15 protein-coding genes are annotated in these 15,942 nt (G+C 53.0%); 9 read left to right on the top strand and 6 right to left on the bottom strand.

Annotated features, from left to right (window positions below; all coding sequences use genetic code 11):
• The first annotated feature begins 13 nt into the window (after positions 1-13).
• Positions 14-856, top strand: a complete 843-nt coding sequence (locus tag OB13_RS12800) for a 1,4-dihydroxy-2-naphthoyl-CoA synthase (RefSeq protein ID WP_461490574.1) — start codon at positions 14-16, stop codon at positions 854-856.
• Between the two features lie 217 nt (positions 857-1,073).
• On the opposite strand, the gene OB13_RS12805 is transcribed toward OB13_RS12800, so the two are convergent.
• The 3 genes from OB13_RS12805 to OB13_RS12815 form a co-directional block, all read right to left on the bottom strand.
• The gene (locus OB13_RS12805) at positions 1,074-1,322 is read right to left on the bottom strand and encodes a hypothetical protein (RefSeq protein WP_461490560.1); all 249 of its coding nucleotides are present in this window, start codon (positions 1,320-1,322) and stop codon (positions 1,074-1,076) included.
• 253 nt (positions 1,323-1,575) lie between these two features.
• Complete coding sequence (locus tag OB13_RS12810) at positions 1,576-3,309, bottom strand: pyruvate dehydrogenase complex dihydrolipoamide acetyltransferase (RefSeq protein WP_461490561.1); 1,734 nt, start codon at positions 3,307-3,309, stop codon at positions 1,576-1,578.
• A 119-nt stretch (positions 3,310-3,428) separates the two neighbouring features.
• Positions 3,429-4,055, bottom strand: a complete 627-nt coding sequence (locus OB13_RS12815; RefSeq protein ID WP_461490562.1) for a histidine phosphatase family protein — start codon at positions 4,053-4,055, stop codon at positions 3,429-3,431.
• 65 nt (positions 4,056-4,120) lie between these two features.
• On the opposite strand from OB13_RS12815, the gene OB13_RS12820 reads away from it, so the two are divergent.
• From OB13_RS12820 to OB13_RS12850, 7 genes are all read left to right on the top strand, one after another.
• Complete coding sequence (locus tag OB13_RS12820; RefSeq protein WP_461490563.1) at positions 4,121-4,531, top strand: PaaI family thioesterase; 411 nt, start codon at positions 4,121-4,123, stop codon at positions 4,529-4,531.
• A 4-nt stretch (positions 4,532-4,535) separates the two neighbouring features.
• Positions 4,536-5,747 (top strand): chorismate-binding protein, encoded by a 1,212-nt coding sequence (locus OB13_RS12825; protein WP_461490564.1) that lies wholly within the window; start codon positions 4,536-4,538, stop codon positions 5,745-5,747.
• A 190-nt stretch (positions 5,748-5,937) separates the two neighbouring features.
• Positions 5,938-7,635 carry a 2-succinyl-5-enolpyruvyl-6-hydroxy-3-cyclohexene-1-carboxylic-acid synthase gene (menD, locus tag OB13_RS12830; RefSeq protein WP_461490565.1) on the top strand — a complete coding sequence of 566 codons (1,698 nt, stop codon included), beginning with the start codon at positions 5,938-5,940 and terminating at the stop codon, positions 7,633-7,635.
• 295 nt (positions 7,636-7,930) lie between these two features.
• Positions 7,931-8,386 carry a DoxX family protein gene (locus OB13_RS12835; RefSeq protein WP_461490566.1) on the top strand — a complete coding sequence of 152 codons (456 nt, stop codon included), beginning with the start codon at positions 7,931-7,933 and terminating at the stop codon, positions 8,384-8,386.
• A gap of 364 nt (positions 8,387-8,750) precedes the next feature.
• Positions 8,751-9,863: an AMP-binding protein gene (locus OB13_RS12840; RefSeq protein ID WP_461490567.1), complete on the top strand. Its 1,113-nt coding sequence runs from the start codon at positions 8,751-8,753 to the stop codon at positions 9,861-9,863.
• 54 nt (positions 9,864-9,917) lie between these two features.
• Positions 9,918-10,808 (top strand): SMP-30/gluconolactonase/LRE family protein, encoded by an 891-nt coding sequence (locus OB13_RS12845; protein ID WP_461490568.1) that lies wholly within the window; start codon positions 9,918-9,920, stop codon positions 10,806-10,808.
• A gap of 14 nt (positions 10,809-10,822) precedes the next feature.
• Positions 10,823-10,948: a hypothetical protein gene (locus OB13_RS12850; protein WP_461490569.1), complete on the top strand. Its 126-nt coding sequence runs from the start codon at positions 10,823-10,825 to the stop codon at positions 10,946-10,948.
• 61 nt (positions 10,949-11,009) lie between these two features.
• On the opposite strand, the gene hutG is transcribed toward OB13_RS12850, so the two are convergent.
• From hutG to hutU, 3 genes are read right to left on the bottom strand one after another with little or no spacing between them, the layout of a single operon-like run.
• On the bottom strand, positions 11,010-11,984 hold the full coding sequence (gene hutG / locus OB13_RS12855; protein ID WP_461490570.1) for a formimidoylglutamase: 975 nt from the start codon (positions 11,982-11,984) through the stop codon (positions 11,010-11,012).
• A gap of 32 nt (positions 11,985-12,016) precedes the next feature.
• Positions 12,017-13,309: an imidazolonepropionase gene (hutI, locus tag OB13_RS12860; RefSeq protein WP_461490571.1), complete on the bottom strand. Its 1,293-nt coding sequence runs from the start codon at positions 13,307-13,309 to the stop codon at positions 12,017-12,019.
• The gene (gene hutU / locus OB13_RS12865) at positions 13,306-15,018 is read right to left on the bottom strand and encodes a urocanate hydratase (protein WP_461490572.1); all 1,713 of its coding nucleotides are present in this window, start codon (positions 15,016-15,018) and stop codon (positions 13,306-13,308) included. Before hutU ends, hutI begins: the two co-directional genes overlap by 4 nt.
• A gap of 133 nt (positions 15,019-15,151) precedes the next feature.
• On the opposite strand from hutU, the gene OB13_RS12870 reads away from it, so the two are divergent.
• Positions 15,152-15,772, top strand: coding sequence for a class I SAM-dependent methyltransferase (locus tag OB13_RS12870; RefSeq protein WP_461490573.1), 621 nt, complete (start codon positions 15,152-15,154; stop codon positions 15,770-15,772).
• Positions 15,773-15,942 lie beyond the last annotated feature (170 nt).

The raw sequence follows: 15,942 nt of genomic DNA on the forward strand, positions 1-15,942 counted from the left end.
CAAAATGACTGATATGAGTAAAGCAAACTGGGTAACCGTAAAAGAATATATCGATATCACCTATAGAAAAGCAGATGGCGTGGCACGCATTGCTTTCAACCGTCCGAACGTGCGCAATGCTTTCCGCCCCAAAACCGTGGCAGAGCTGTTCGAGGCATTCCTCGACGCACGTGAGGACACATCCATCGGCGTGGTGCTGTTGTCAGCCGAAGGTCCGTCCACAAAAGACGGCATCTATTCCTTCTGCAGCGGCGGCGACCAGAACGCGCGTGGCCACCAAGGCTATGTAGACGAAGAAGGTATGCCACGCCTTAACATTCTGGAAGTACAACGCCTGATCCGCTTCATGCCCAAGGTCGTGATTGCCGTGGTACCGGGCTGGGCTGTAGGTGGCGGGCATAGCCTGCATACCGTATGCGACCTGACCCTGGCCAGTAAGGAACATGCCATTTTCAAGCAGACGGATGCCGATGTGACCAGCTTTGATGGCGGCTACGGCTCGGCATACCTGGCCAAAATGGTGGGCCAGAAACGCGCCCGTGAGATCTTCTTCCTCGGCAGAAACTACTCTGCGCAGGATGCCTATGAGATGGGTATGGTCAATGCCGTAATACCGCATGACGAACTGGAGGATACTGCCTATGACTGGGCCCAGGAGATTCTGGCCAAATCCCCTACTTCTATCAAGATGCTAAAGTTCGCCTTCAACGCCACGGACGACGGCATGGTGGGCCAGCAGATATTTGCCGGCGAAGCCACCCGCCTCGCCTATATGACCGACGAAGCAAAAGAAGGCCGGAACGCTTTCCTCGAAAAGCGCAAGCCAAACTTCAAGGACATTAAATGGATTCCGTAAGGTATAGCCAATCCTAAAACAACAAAGCCGCTCCATTACAGAGCGGCTTTGTTGTTTTAGTGGAGTTACCTGGTATGAACAGCACAGTCGGGTTTGAATTTATTCTTTGAGGAAGTGATTTCCTGGCCCGGGTGTCAGTTGTTATACGCGCATACCTTAAACAAAAGAAGCCGGTCTATAAAGTCCGGCTTCTTTTGTTAAGGGCAACTAAACTAGTTTAGTTGTTTATTTTAATGTCAACAGATTTGGTCTTAAGCGATCCGCCTTCAGGGCCTACTTCTATCGAGGTCCCTTTTGCTTTTTCATGCTCTACCTCTACTTTGGTAGCTGCTGGTACAGGCTTCTCCACCTCTACAACTTTTACGGTTTCTTTCTCGATCACTTTTGCTTGTTCTTCTTGTGGTTGATTGTTACAGCCAAAAGTAAAGGTGAGTGCAAGCGCACATACTAAGTAGATGAATCTCATATAATGAAAATCTGGAATGAGTGAAGGCAAACAAAAATAGATACATCTTTAAATCCCAACGGATTTAGCTGAAAGTATTTTCTTACCCGGTACAAGGTACGTAGGATCAACGGAAGTAGTTAAGTATTACAGTTATTATATATAAACGGCACTCCCCATACCTTCTGAAGTATTCAGGTGAATCTATACCTGCTAAAAACAAAAAGGCCTCTCCGTTTCCGAAGAGGCCTTTTTAACGTCTATCATTTAAGAACTATACCAGTATTCTCACCGGGTTTTCCAACAGATTCTTGAAGGTCTGCAGGAAGGCGGAACCAACTGCTCCATCCACTACGCGGTGATCGCAGGAAAGCGTCACTTTCATCACGTTTCCGATACGGATCTGTCCGTCGCGTACCACAGGTGTCTGCTTGATACCGCCCACCGCCATGATGCAGGCATCCGGCGGGTTGATGATGGCCGTGAATTCTTCGATACCGAACATGCCCAGGTTAGAGATTGTGAAGGTGTTGCCTTCCCAATCCGAAGGCTGCAGCTTCTTACTCTTTGCTTTTCCGCCCAGGTCTTTTACCTCAGCAGCGATCGCAGAAAGCGATTTGAAGTCTGCGTTGCGTACCACCGGTACCAGCAGGCCTTCTTCCACAGCTACGGCTACCCCGATGTTTATCTGCTTGTTGTAACGGATCTTATCACCCAGCCACGAGGAGTTAACGGCCGGATGTTGACGCAGCGCCGCAGCGGCCGCTTTGATCACCAGGTCGTTGAACGACACCTTCACCGGCGACACTTCGTTGATGGAAACACGGGCTTCCATCGCCTTGTCCATGTCAATCTCCATGGTCAGGTAGAAGTGTGGTGCAGAGAACTTGCTTTCTGCCAGGCGACGCGCAATCACTTTGCGCATTTGCGATACGTTCACTTCTTCGTATGCGTCAGCGGCCGGAGCGCCAGGTATAGCCTGCGCCTGTGGTGCAGCAGCCGGTGCCGGGGCAGCAGCTTTTTGAGGAGCAGCCGATGGTGTGAAGCTTTCCACATCACGCAGCACGATACGTCCGCCCTCTCCTGAGCCCTTGATCTGCGCTAAGCTGAAGCCCTTTTCTTTGGCTACTTTCTTGGCCAGCGGAGAAGCCTTGATGCGGCCATTTCCTCCTTCGGCAACCAGCTCTTCTTCTTGTGTACCGGCAGCAGGCACTTTCGTTTCCTGAACGCTTGCTTCGGTTGTGGCTTCTTTCTGAGCCGCTATATTTTCATCTGTCTTGGCATTCTCTTCGCGGGAGCGTTCTTCCACACCGGCAGGTACTGTACCACCCTGTGCACCCAAAAGTGTTTTGTAGTCGGCATCATTGTCACCAATGATGGCGATTACTGCATCTACCGCAACGGAGGCACCGGCTTCTACGCCTGTGTACAGCAAGGTACCGTCTTCGTAAGACTCCAGTTCCATGGTCGCCTTGTCCGTCTCGACTTCAGCCAGCACGTCACCGGAACTCACTTTGTCGCCTACTTTCTTCAGCCAGGATACCAATACACCTTCCGTCATCGTATCGCTCATCTTCGGCATGCGAATCACGGATGCTTTGATGTTGGAAGTGTCCACAGTGGTTTTGGCAGCAGGCGCTTCCGCTTTAGCCGGGGCAGCTGCTTTCGGTTCTTCTTTCGGCGCTTCTTTTGTTTCCTTCTTTGGTTCTTCTTTGGCAGCTGGTTTTCCACCATTTCCGGCTTCGCTCAGCAGGCCGGAAATATCTTCCCCTTCCTGGCCGATAATTGCAATCACAGCATCAATTGGTACTGAATCACCTTTTTTCGGACCGATGTACAGCAGGGTGCCGTCTTCGTATGATTCCAGCTCCATCGTTGCCTTATCGGTTTCAACCTCCGCCAGCACATCACCTGAGCTAACCTTGTCGCCTTCTTTCTTAAGCCAAGATGCAATCACCCCCTCAGTCATCGTGTCGCTCATCTTAGGCATTCGTATCACTTCAGCCATAATTGTCGTCTTATTTGTTCGCCTGTATCGTCTAATCAATAAGGCCCAAAATTAGATTTAAAAATATTTTATTCAAACTATACTACACAATTTGTTGGCAAGAGGATAGTAATGAGCGATTATACCTGCACTTCCTTCAGGTGAGCCAGATCGCAATACTTCTTTACCACAAACATAGTACCTGTAAAATCCAATTGATACAGGCACAGGTTCAGGTGTTCAAACTGGTCCATGCAGCGCAGCGGGTAGTGCAGCAGCTGGCTCAACAGGATACGCATGGCGCGTCCGTGCATGCAGATAAGGACAGTTTTTTCCTCCGGCCGGCTCAGCATCAGGTCCACAAAGGGTTTTTGCCGCTCCGCCACAAGGTCCGGGCTCTCCCCTCCCTCAATGCATACGCCGGTATTGCCTTCGCTCCAGGTCTGCAGTATACCATGGTAATAGGCATCTTCTTCGGGAGTGATGCGGGTTCCTTCGCGCGTTCCCCAGTTTATCTCGTTCAGCCCGCTATGCTGCTCGTGCGGTATACCCAGCTCCAGGAAGCCTTTCACCGATTCCATGCTACGTTTCAGCGAGGAGGTGTATACCTTGTCAAAGGGGATATCTTTATACTTCTTGAAAAACGCGGCAGCCTGTTGCTGCCCGAGCTGGTTCAGGGAAGAGTCTACGCCGCTCCCCTGCACAATGCCCTGCAGGTTGAAGTCTGTCTGTCCGTGCCGGATGATGTATATTTTCTTACTACTCAAAATTCTACTACTTTTGCCTCTTTGTACAACAAGAGTGCGAAGTTAGCATTTGCAACCCACACAAAATGGATTCTACGTTAGAAAAGCTGCAGCAGTGGCGCAAAAACACAATGGTAGAGCACCTGGGCATCGAACTCACTGAACATGGCGAAGGCTTTTTGTGTGGAAAGATGCCGGTAGACCACCGCACGCACCAGCCCATGGGCCTGCTCCATGGCGGGGCTTCCGTGGCGCTTGCCGAAACGCTGGCCAGTATCGGTGCTGCCCTCTCCGTTGACCTGACAAAGAAAGCCTGCGTGGGTCTTGAGATCAATGCCAATCACATACGGGGCGTACGCGAAGGCTGGGTATACGGCAGGGCTTCGGCCGTGCACATCGGGCGCAGCACGCAGGTATGGGAAGTTAAAATCACCAACGAAACCGGTGAACTGGTCTGCCTGAGTCGCATGACCGTTGCCGTGATCGATAAAAAATAAGCCTATGACTATGGCATCAGTTGCCTTCGAGCATGCGGGTGCACCCCGCTATACCTGGCACGAGGTACTGGCAGTGGCACTGGCACAAGGTTTGCCCGTGGCTGCCTGGCGGCTGCCGCTCCAAACCGAAGTGCAGCTTTGTGTCTCCTTTCAACCGCTGGCCACACAGGAAGTGCCCTCCCTGGAGAACAGTGCTTTCGGGTTTCTCTTCTGCCCTTTTCAGGTCAATGTAACGCATCCGAATTTATTTGTAAAAGCCGACCTGAGTTTCTCCTCTCTTACAGGCTCGCTCCGTTCTGCACCGGATGCACCCCAGGAAGCAGTAGAGGCCTTCTACCAGTTGCTGCACAACAGGCAGCAGGATCGGATGGCGCCCTGGCATACTGCAGCCCCACTTTCTACGAAAAGTGACCGGACGGAAGAAACGTTCAAGGCTGCCGTGAGCCTGGCCATAGACCTGATCACAGCAGAAGCTATGGAGAAGGTCGTGCTGTCGCGCAGTAACAAGGTGGCGCTGCCCGAAACTTTTACACTGGCGAAGGCTTACGAGAAAATGCTGGTGTCTTATCCGAATGCGTTCGTATCGCTGGTGTCGCTGCCGCAAACGGGTACCTGGATGGGGGCATCGCCCGAAATACTGGTCAGTGTAGACCAGCAACAGGTGTTCAAGACCGTTGCGCTGGCCGGCACACAACCGCTCTGCGAGGATGGCTCCACCGCCAATGCGATCTGGCGGCAAAAAGAAATTGAGGAACAAGGTATGGTGGAGCGCTATATTCTCAGTTGCTTTAAAAAGCTACGCCTGCGGGAGTATACGGAAGTGGGCCCCCGCACCGTGATAGCCGGTAACCTGATGCACCTGCGCACCGATTACAAGGTAGATCTGAAAGAAGTGGATTTCCCGACACTGGGCTCTGATATGCTGCAGCTGCTGCATCCGACCTCGGCAGTTTGCGGACTTCCTAAAGAGCCGGCGCTGGAATTTATACAATCCAACGAAGGCTATGACCGGAGCTATTTCAGTGGCTTCCTGGGACCGGTAAACAGCCCGGCCGGAACATACCTGTTCGTAAACCTGCGTTGCATGCAGCTCTTACCCGACGCAGCCGTACTATACGCAGGAGCCGGTATCACCGGGGATTCCTCCCCAGAAAAAGAGTGGCTGGAAACAGGACACAAAATGCAAACCATATTGAAAATCCTGTCGGATTTTTAGTTTTGAATGAGCGAATGAGTGGATGAGTGAATTTTGAAAGTTATGAATTCTGATAGTGAATTATAAATTCAAAATTTAACCATTCTTGGAAGGCTTAATTCATAATATCTATAGCAACGAACTTTACGAATAGCAGGTCACCGAAGTAAAAAATTCACTCATTCAACCATCACTCATTCAAAATCAAAAAATGATCCTTCAGCCAGTTGTCAACATAGCCGAGATTTGTGCCCGGAAGGGAGTGAAAAACGTGGTGCTATCGCCCGGATCCCGCTGTGCGCCGCTTACCATAGCCTTTGCCCGGCATCCGGAACTGAAGGTTCGCACCGTAAGCGATGAACGGGCCGCTGCTTTTATAGCACTGGGCATGGCACTGACAACGGGCAAACCAACCGTACTGGTTTGTACTTCCGGCACCGCCTCTCTCAACTATGCTCCTGCTGTAGCCGAAGCTTTTTTTCAGCAGGTACCGCTTCTGGTACTCACCGCTGACCGTCCCCCGGAATGGATCGACCAACTGGACGGGCAAACCATCCGCCAGCAGCAGGTATTCGGCCGCCACATCAAGCGAAGCTTTGATTTCCCGGTGGACCTGTCGCACCCGGATGCTATCTGGTATACCGAACGGCTTGTATCGGAAGCCCTCAACGATGCCAGTGCTTTTCCTGCCGGCCCGGTGCACATCAACGTGCCGCTGCGTGAGCCCTTTTACCCTGCCGCCGAGGAGGAAATAACCTTCGGGAAACGCGTAAAAGTGATAGAGGAAGAGCAGAATCTGCATGAGCTCAGCTCTTACCAGGCGCTGAAGCTTCAGCAGGAAATGCTGTACTACAAACGGGTATTGCTCGTAGCCGGGCAGGAAAAACAGGATCCGCAACTGCTTAAATGCCTCCGGACCTTTGTTGGGTCAACGGGTGCGGTGGTCGTGGGAGATGTGATCAGCAACCTGCAGCCGCTTTCTAATGTGGTGCGCCACCAGGACGCTATACTGGCCTGCCCCGATGAGGAGAAAATGAAATCCCTGCAGCCGGATCTGCTCATCACATTCGGAAAGTCAGTGATTTCCAAAAGCCTGAAGCTATACCTGCGCCAGTACAAACCCAGGGCGCACTGGCATCTGCAACCTGCCGGACAGGTAGCCGATACCTTTCAGTCGCTCACGAAAGTTATCCGCTGCACGCCCGTTAGCTTTTTCCATTCCATGGCCGGAAGCACCCGCCAGGAACCAGCCTTTGTCAAGGCATGGTCCGGACTGGAAAACAAGGCCGCTACTTTTTTGACGCAGTATACCGACACAGCCCCCTACAGCGAACTGAGCGTCGTAGCGCGGGTGCTGGCGCAACTCCCTCAAAAAAGCAACCTGCACCTGGCCAACAGCATGGCGGTGCGCTATGCCAATATTGTGGGGCTCCCTGCTGAAAAGGAAGTAACCGTTTATGCCAACCGGGGCACCAGCGGCATCGATGGCAGCACCAGTACCACCGTTGGTTGCGCCCTTACCAGCCCGCACATTACCACCCTGCTCACCGGCGACATGGCCTTTTTCTATGACCGCAACGGCCTGTGGCACAATTACCTCCCTGGCAACCTGCGCATCGTGATCATCAACAACCACGCCGGCGGTATTTTCAGACTGATCGACGGGCCCCGGAAGCAGCCCGAACTGGAGGAATATTTTGAAACCCGCCAGGAACTGGATGCCCGCAACACAGCCCTTGACTTCGGCCTGCGCTATATCTGCTGCAGCTCGATGGAGGAACTGGAGCAGGCTCTTCCCGCCTTCTTCGCAGCCGACGCCGGTGCAGGTATACTGGAGGTTTTTACCGATAGCAAAACCAATGCAGCCGCTTTTTCCGGTTACAAGCAGGCTTTGCTCCAGGCATTCTGATTCAGTGTTAACCACAATTAAAGCTTCAACTACCATTTCCTGCCGCAAGCCACCGCGCAAGGGTTACTAGCGGTAGCCTATTAGCACAGATTTTCTACTTGCTTACCTAAAATTTCCTGCCCTCACATAAAGAGCAGCAGCGCTGCTGCTCTTTATGTTCAAAATTACTCCGCCCATCAGCCCGGCCTCTTCCATGCACTCCTGCCTGCAATTATACTCCTATCCTTCATCCAACCTGTAGAATAATTCGTTTAATCAATTGTACAACAGATTGTTAAACCAAACCAAAACTGCCATGAACTTAACGCAAGATATGAACCGGGTAGAGCACTGGGCTGATGCACATCATCCGGTCTGGATAGACTTTATTCGTATGGCACTGGGTATATTCATTTTCATGAAAGGCATAATGTTCATACAGGATACCCACGCACTGCAGAACATCATACGGAACAGCCAGTTTCATTGGGTATCTCTGGGTATAGCACATTATGTCGCTTTTGTGCACCTGGTGGGGGGCTTGTTCATTGCCATGGGGCTCATTACCCGGGCCTCGGTGCTGTTCCAGTTGCCGATCCTGCTGGGCGCCGTGTTTTTCATCAACCCGCAGCGGGGCTTTTATTCTGAGAATACCGAATTGTGGTCCTCTCTTATTGTGCTGTTTTTGCTGATCTTCTTCCTCATCTGGGGATCCGGAAAGCTGTCTGTTGACCACCTGATCCGTAAACCCAAGCGGGACTGGCTCTACTGATCCAGGCACCTGTGGCGTCTTCTGATGTAGTGGCTATACCGCTGCCGGACCGTTCTGCGCGTGCTTTAACCAACATATTCAGCTCAATAACCCGAAATTATTGCACACGACTGGTAACAATCCCCTGCAAGTCGTAATTTTACAGCGGAACGATACCTGTTCTTCTTTGCATGGCAGGTAGCTTTAAAACAACAAATTGGACAGATTCATACATACCAAAAAGACCGAGCAGAAGTAAAGCCTACTTCTGCTCGGTCTTTTTCAGGCTCGTTTGCGTCAAAGCATACCTGCGCACGTATGAAAATCAACAGAATTCAACCTACAGGTTACAGTATACTGCTGGCACCTGCTAATGCTTTAAACTATGACTGAGAGGTTCCTTCTCCTGAACGGCAAAAAATTCTATTACGACGAAATAGCCACTTATTCCTTCCGCAACAGCATTCCCCTGAACGGATATGAAGCCAAAACCCTGGAGTTCTGCCGCGATTGGCTCAATGGCGTACAGGAATATCCGATCCAGACCTCCGGCTCAACCGGAGAACCAAAACTGATCACGCTCTCACGCAGGCAAATGGAGATTAGTGCACGGCGCACCGTCAGGCTGCTGCAGCTCTCCAAAGGCGACCACATGCTGGCCTGCCTGAATAATGAGTATATAGCCGGTATGATGATGCTGGTGCGAGGCTTGCTGGCCGATATGGAAATGATCATTGTAGAGCCTATCAGCAATCCGATGGTACTGGTGCCGGAAGGGCAGCCGATCGACTTCACATCCTTTGTGCCGATGCAACTCCAGACAATTCTACACGAAATGCCGCATGCTGTAGAGACGTTTAATAAAATGAAAGCCATCCTGGTAGGGGGTGCTCCGATCAGCTTTTCACTGCAACGCGAATTACAGCAGATCACAGCCCCCGTATACCATACCTATGGCATGACGGAAACGGCCTCGCATATCGCGCTCCGCCTGCTCAACGGGCCCAAAGCAGCTGAATATTACGAGACACTGGATGGCGTCACCATCGGGCAGGATAACCGGGGTTGCCTCACCATCAAGGCAGACATCACCGAAAATGAGACGCTGGTTACCAATGATATCGTCGAGATCCTGACGCCTACCCGTTTCCGCTGGATCGGCCGTGCCGATAATACCATCAATACCGGCGGTGTGAAAGTACAGGTAGAAGTCGTGGAAGTAGCCGTGTCGGAAGCGCTGGCTGGCCTGGAAGAAAATCCGCGCTTCTTTGTAGCCTCACAACCCGATGAGTTGCTGGGAGAGAAAGTGATCCTGGTGCTGGAAGGCAAAAAGTTGCCGGAAGAAACAGAACAGCAAATGCTGGATAAGCTGCGTACGCTGGTCCGGAAGTTCGAAATGCCAAAAGACATCTACTACAGCCCGGCCTTCACGGAGACCGCTACCGGTAAGGTATCGCGGCAGCGTACGCTCCAGAAACTGGGACTCGAAGCAGATTAAATAAACAGGTATAGCGATATAGCGTAAAGAGGTAAGATGAACCAAAATTAAGCTATGCGTACGATACCATTTTACTCTGCCTTTCTCCTGTCCCTTCTGCTGCTACAGGGCTGCAGCGGCGGACTTTTCAAAGCGTACGCTCCTGTTACACTCAAGGAGGCCTGGGCCAGTGACAACACGCTCCGCACCCCGGAATCCGTGCTCTTTGACCGGGAACGAAATGTGCTGTATGTCTCCAACATGAACGGGTCGAGCAAAGACCGGAAAGATGGGGATGGTTTTATATCGCGGCTATCCCCTGAAGGGGAAGTGGAACAGCTCTACTGGGTTTCCGGCCTCAACGACCCCAAAGGATTGGCCCTGCACAACAACGTGCTTTACGTAGCCGACCTGGACGAAATCGTGGCCATTGCGACCCAGACCGGCTCGATCCTGTCCCGTTTCAAAGCCGAAAAAGCACAGAATCTCAACGATGTAACGGCCGATGACGACGGCAATGTATATGTCTCCGACTCAGAAAGAGGCCGGATCTACCTGCTGCGCAACGGCCGTGTTACCAACTGGCTCGACGACACCCGGCGCGAAAAGCCAAACGGCCTGCTCTATGACAACGACCGCCTGATCGTAGCTTCTTTCAACACTGGCAAAGTCCGTTTTCTGGATACCGATTCCAAGGAATTCACCGAATGGACCGACGACATCGACTCCGCTGACGGCATCACCCGGGTAGGTACGGAAGGCTACCTGGTATCCAACTGGAACGGGGAGGTATACTACGTGAACCAGGAAGGCAAAAAATGGAAAGCGCTGGATACAAAAGGAAAGAAAATAAGTGCAGCCGACATCAGTTATTCCGAAGAGCAGCAAATGCTGTATGTACCTACTTTCTACGATAACCGGGTGGTCGCGTATCCCTGGAAATTAAAAACAAAGCTGGAAAAATAGTCTACCATAAGCCTGTGAGCATCGCCAAAAATGAAAAAGCCTGGCGCTTCGATCTCGGAAAACTAAAGCCCGATACGTACCTGGTCGAAGTAAAAACGCCGGACACGACTTACTGGACCAGGTTCAAGATCGGGAGGTAAGTGTAGCAATCAACCTGTTCAAGGAAAAGCCCTGCCGTACTTTGGCAGGGCTTTTTTTCGTCTATACCTGGCTCCACTGCTGCACAACATGGTAGAGCAGCGATGCACCCAGTCTGGCAGTACGGTTATCTATGTCGAGTTTCGGGTTGAGTTCCACTATATCAAGGGTCAGCAGCTTACCGCTGCCAATGATCTCCTGCAACAGCAGCAGCACTACTTCAGGCTGCACGCCCAGGGCCGCGGGAGCGCTGACGCCGGGTGCATAGGCTGCCGCAAACACATCCAGGTCAATGCTCACATAGAGCACATCCACCAGGGTAATAAACTGTTGCAGCCGCTCGCGTAGCGCCTCATAGTTGAACACCTGCAGGGCAGGCGCAAATACATAGTCGGCGCCATAAGAAGCTGCCGTGTGAAAGAGCTTTTGGGTATTGCCGTATTGCTGTATACCCAGGCACAGGTAATTGAAATCCCTTCCTACTGCCTGCAGATCGTCGGCTATCTGGAGGAAAGGAGTGCCGGAACTGCCCTGTTTCTCATAGCTTCTCAAGTCAAAGTGCGCATCGAAGTTGATGATGCCCAGCTGTTGCTCTTGGGGGAGCGCCTGCTGTATACCCAGGAAGTGGCCGTACGCTGTTTCGTGTCCGCCGCCCAGGAGGATAGTTTTATAGGTATTGGTGAGCAGCGTGTGTACTTTTTTGCCTAACTGCCGTTGTGCTTCTTCCAGGTTTTGGTTCGTGCAAAACACGTCTCCGGCATCGAACAATTGAACGTCTTCATCCAGATGCCAGGCAAACGAAGCCATGGCTTGCCGTAAGGCGGCTGGTCCCTCGACGGCCCCTTCCCTGCCCTGGTTGCGGCGCACGCCCTCATCGCAGCAAAAACCCAGCAGCGCAATGGCCTGTTCTGCCCGGGCGGGTTCAGTTGCCTCACTTAAAGGAAGGAGTTGAATGCCCTGATGCCAGCGCTTGCCTTCTTCGCCGTCTCCGGCATCTGTGCGTCCTTTCCAGGTACCGGCTTCTGTTGGTTTATACATGGGAATGGGTTGATCGTAACGTAAAGCTTTCCTTAGCTGATTGGGTCCTGTTGCTCGGGCTTTACCCGGATGCTTTGCTCCAATTTCTTGCCCCGTTTCCAGACAACGGTTGGTTTCAGTTTGCCCTGGTAGTAGAGGATTTCTTTGTAAGAATCTGTCGGGAAGGCGATCATATCGGCCAGTTGTCCCTTCTCCACCGTGCCCCGGTCTGTAAGGTTCAGGGCTCGTGCAGCACGGGTGGTAATGGCAGCCAGCGTTTCCGCCATGGTCAGTTTTTCGGCGGCACCCAGCAAAGCGGCCTGCAGCAACAAATCCCCCATCGGAGCAGAACCCGGATTCCAGTCTGTGGCAATGGCCAGGCAGAGGCCGCCATCCAGCATATCACGGGCAGGCGCATAGTGCATGCCGAGCCCGAGCGAAGCACCCGGCAGTACAGTTGCCACCACGCCGGCATCTTTGAGCAGCGCGATCTCTGCGTCCCCGCTCGCCTCCAGGTGGTCGGCACTGATGGCGCCCGCTTCGGCGGCTACACGGCTACCTCCTGTGCTGAACTGATCGGCGTGTACGGTAATATCAAAGCCCATTTCCCGGGCAGCCAGGAGGTACTCCAGGGCTTCTTTCTCCGTGAAGGCTGTATCTTCAATAAAGATATCCACCCGGCTGGCCAGCCCTCGCTCCTGCACTTGTGGCAGCAAGTCCTTCAGCACATGCTGCAGGTATAGCCGGGAGTCCGAATGCTCCGGCGGGCGCATGTGCGCCGCCAGGCAGGTAGGTATAAGTTCGAGCGCATGGTGCTTGTTGACCAGTTGGATGGCTTCCAGCATTTTCAGCTCGGCCTCCACCGTCAGCCCATAGCCGCTTTTTACCTCACAGGTAGTTACTCCTTCGGCCAGGTGACGGTCACAACGCTTCCTGAGCAGGTCGACCAGTTCGACCAGGGGGGCTTCCCTGGTTTTTCGTACGCTATCCAGTATACCTCCTCCGCTTCGAGCAATCTCCAGGTAGGATTTTCCGGCTACCCGCATGGCATAGTCATTGGCCCGGGAGCCGGCATAGCAGATGTGGGTATGGGCATCGACGAGGCCGGGCAGCAGTACCATCGGCTGGTCTACCTTCTCCAGAGCATAACTGTTATCAGATGCTATTTTCAACAACATGGTATAGTCGCCCACCTGCACAATCCGTTCACCCTGCATCAGTACGCCTGCATTATGCAATACCTGCAGCTGTTCGTCGGCTATAGGACCTGCTTCCGGCAGAGCTGCCATCGTCACGACCTGGCAGAATGGCCCGATCAGCGTATGCTCATTGTCTATTGGTTTCATAGTTTCAATCCAAACTTCTCTGCGTTCTCCTGAGCCGTTTCATACCCGGCATCCGCGTGCCGGAAAATACCCATCGCCGGATCGTTGTAGAGCACGCGGCTCAGGCAACGGTCGGCACGTTCAGAGCCATCGGCCACTACGACCATACCGGCATGCTGGGAATAACCAATCCCTACGCCACCCCCATGGTGGAACGACACCCAGGTAGCTCCACCCGCTGTGTTGGACATCAGGTTCAGCAAGGGCCAGTCAGAGACGGCATCCGATCCGTCCAGCATACCTTCGGTTTCGCGGTAGGGCGAAGCTACGGAACCGCAGTCCAGGTGGTCACGGCCGATCACGATCGGCGCTTTTACTTTGCCTTCGCGTACCAGCCGGTTGAACAGCAGGCCCGCTTTTTCGCGCTCGCCCATACCCAGCCAGCAGATCCGGCACGGCAATCCCTGGAAGGCTACTTTCTCCTCGGCCTGCTCCAGCCAGTTGATCATGTGCGTGTTCTCCGGGAAAAGCTCCTTCAGCGCTTCATCTGTCACTTTGATATCCTGCGGGTCACCGGACAAGGCCGCCCAGCGGAAAGGACCTTTGCCTTCGCAGAAAAGCGGGCGCATGTATTCGGGCACAAAACCTGGTATGGAGAAGGTGTTTTTCTCACCGCCCTGTTGGGCAAACTCGCGCAGGTTGTTGCCATAGTCGAAGGTGCGGCTGCCACGGCGCTGTAGTTCCAGCATAAAGCCCACATGGCGGGCCATACTCTTGAGGGAGCGCTCCTTGTATGCCTGCGGATCACTTTCACGCAGTGCTTTTGCCTCCTCCAAGGTCATACCATTGGGCACATAACCATTGATCGGGTCGTGGGCCGAAGTCTGGTCGGTGAGTATTTCCGGGGTGATGTTGTCCTGGATCAGCTTTTCGAGCACATCCCCTATGTCGCCCACAAGGCCGATCGAAATGGCGTCCCCTTTTTCTTTGGCCTCCAGCGCCCAGCGTTTTGCTTCTTCGTAGTCGTGCGTCATCTTGTCGATGTAACGGCTGTCGAGGCGCTTTTGGATTCGCTCCGGATCCACGTCTACTCCCAGGAAAGTAGCTCCGGCAATGGTAGCGGCCAGTGGCTGTGCGCCACCCATACCTCCCAGACCGCCCGTTACCAGCAGCTTGTGGCGCAGGTCATCGTTGAAGTGGATTCTTCCGCAGGCAGCAAAGGTCTCGTATGTTCCCTGCAGTATACCTTGTGTCCCGATGTAGATCCAGCTGCCTGCAGTCATTTGTCCGTACATCATCAGGCCGCGCGCGCGCAGCTCGTTGAAATGCTCCCAGGTAGCCCAATGCGGCACCAGGTTGCTGTTGGCGATCAGTACGCGCGGGGCTTCGGCATGTGTGCGAACTTTTCCTACAGGTTTGCCCGACTGCACCAGCAAGCTTTCATCCTCCTCCAGGGTCAGCAGCACTTCAATGATCTTGCGGGCATCTTCCGGCGTACGGGCCGCCTGACCGATACCTCCGTATACCACCAGTCGCTTCGGATCTTCGGCTACTTCGTCGGTCAGGTTGTTGAGGAACATGCGCAGCGCCGCCTCTGTCTGCCAGTTTCTGGCGTGCAGTTGTGGCCCGCGGGGAGGCGTGTAAACCGGGTGCGTGGCGTACTTCTCGATGAACTCGCTCACCGACAGGTTGGCATGCAAGGTTTGTGCAGGTACTGCTGAAGTATTCATAGTATGTATAGTATTTTTAGTCTGTGTTCAATAATCCGAAAAATTATCCGAAAAATATAGCCAAAGCAGCATAAATTAGCCTGCGTGCTGCTTTTGATGGCAGCTGTCCGGCCTTTCAATAAAATCTGAAATCATGCAATCTCCCCCTCTTTCAGCGCTTCCTGACCTGTTCGGCAACATCGACATCTACCTCTTTGACCAACTCCTGAAAGGCCGTATTCAGGATGGCATGACGCTGCTCGACGCCGGTTGCGGGGACGGGCGGAACATTCGCTACCTGATGCAGGCCGGCCTAAAAGTATACGGAGCTGACAGCTCACCGGAGGCTATTGCGCAGGTAAAGCATCTGGCTTCCCGGGTTGCACCTCAGTTACCGCCGGATAACTTTACGGTAGCAGACCTGGCTGCACTCCCCTACCCAGATTCGATGTTTGATGTGGTGCTCTGCAGTGCCGTGCTGCATTTTGCAAGGGGAGAATCCCATTTCAGAAGTATGGTACAGGAACTGGTGCGGGTACTGAAACCGGGGGGTATGCTTTTCTGCAGGTTCAGCACCACCATCGGACTGGAAGGTATACTGCAACAGGTAGAAGGCAGATATTACAGGATGTCACATGGGCCGATATGGTTTCTGGCAGATGAAATCCTGGTAACCGACTTGGAGAAAGAACTAAGACTGAAACGCCTGGAGCCCTTGAAGACGGTATTGGTAGAGCAGGAACGGGGTATGACAACGTGGGTGGTGCGGAAGTGATCGGCTCTTGGCTACTTCATAGGTCAGGAGGCGTTTTTTATGTTCACAGCCCCGGGGCCAACCACCCCTGCTCCTCCTTATCCAAGGAGGGGGGCCTATTTTTCCAGTTCGACAGTACTTATTGCATGGCCACTGTTTATACACCCCTCTGACTCCCCTCAAGGGGAGAA

The organism is Pontibacter sp. HJ8 (assembly GCF_054824225.1).

Excerpts from the sequence above, each read along its gene's own strand:
- OB13_RS12805 (WP_461490560.1), bottom strand. The coding sequence starts at position 1,322 with ATGAGATTCATCTACTTAGTATGTGCGCTTGCACTCACCTTTACTTTT.
- OB13_RS12825 (WP_461490564.1), top strand. The coding sequence starts at position 4,536 with ATGACTATGGCATCAGTTGCCTTCGAGCATGCGGGTGCACCCCGCTAT.
- OB13_RS12845 (WP_461490568.1), top strand. The coding sequence starts at position 9,918 with ATGCGTACGATACCATTTTACTCTGCCTTTCTCCTGTCCCTTCTGCTG.
- hutI (WP_461490571.1), bottom strand. The coding sequence starts at position 13,309 with ATGAAACCAATAGACAATGAGCATACGCTGATCGGGCCATTCTGCCAG.
- OB13_RS12835 (WP_461490566.1), top strand. The coding sequence starts at position 7,931 with ATGAACTTAACGCAAGATATGAACCGGGTAGAGCACTGGGCTGATGCA.
- OB13_RS12800 (WP_461490574.1), top strand. The coding sequence starts at position 14 with ATGAGTAAAGCAAACTGGGTAACCGTAAAAGAATATATCGATATCACC.
- OB13_RS12870 (WP_461490573.1), top strand. The coding sequence starts at position 15,152 with ATGCAATCTCCCCCTCTTTCAGCGCTTCCTGACCTGTTCGGCAACATC.
- menD (WP_461490565.1), top strand. The coding sequence starts at position 5,938 with ATGATCCTTCAGCCAGTTGTCAACATAGCCGAGATTTGTGCCCGGAAG.
- hutG (WP_461490570.1), bottom strand. The coding sequence starts at position 11,984 with ATGTATAAACCAACAGAAGCCGGTACCTGGAAAGGACGCACAGATGCC.
- OB13_RS12810 (WP_461490561.1), bottom strand. The coding sequence starts at position 3,309 with ATGGCTGAAGTGATACGAATGCCTAAGATGAGCGACACGATGACTGAG.
- hutU (WP_461490572.1), bottom strand. The coding sequence starts at position 15,018 with ATGAATACTTCAGCAGTACCTGCACAAACCTTGCATGCCAACCTGTCG.
- OB13_RS12840 (WP_461490567.1), top strand. The coding sequence starts at position 8,751 with ATGACTGAGAGGTTCCTTCTCCTGAACGGCAAAAAATTCTATTACGAC.
- OB13_RS12820 (WP_461490563.1), top strand. The coding sequence starts at position 4,121 with ATGGATTCTACGTTAGAAAAGCTGCAGCAGTGGCGCAAAAACACAATG.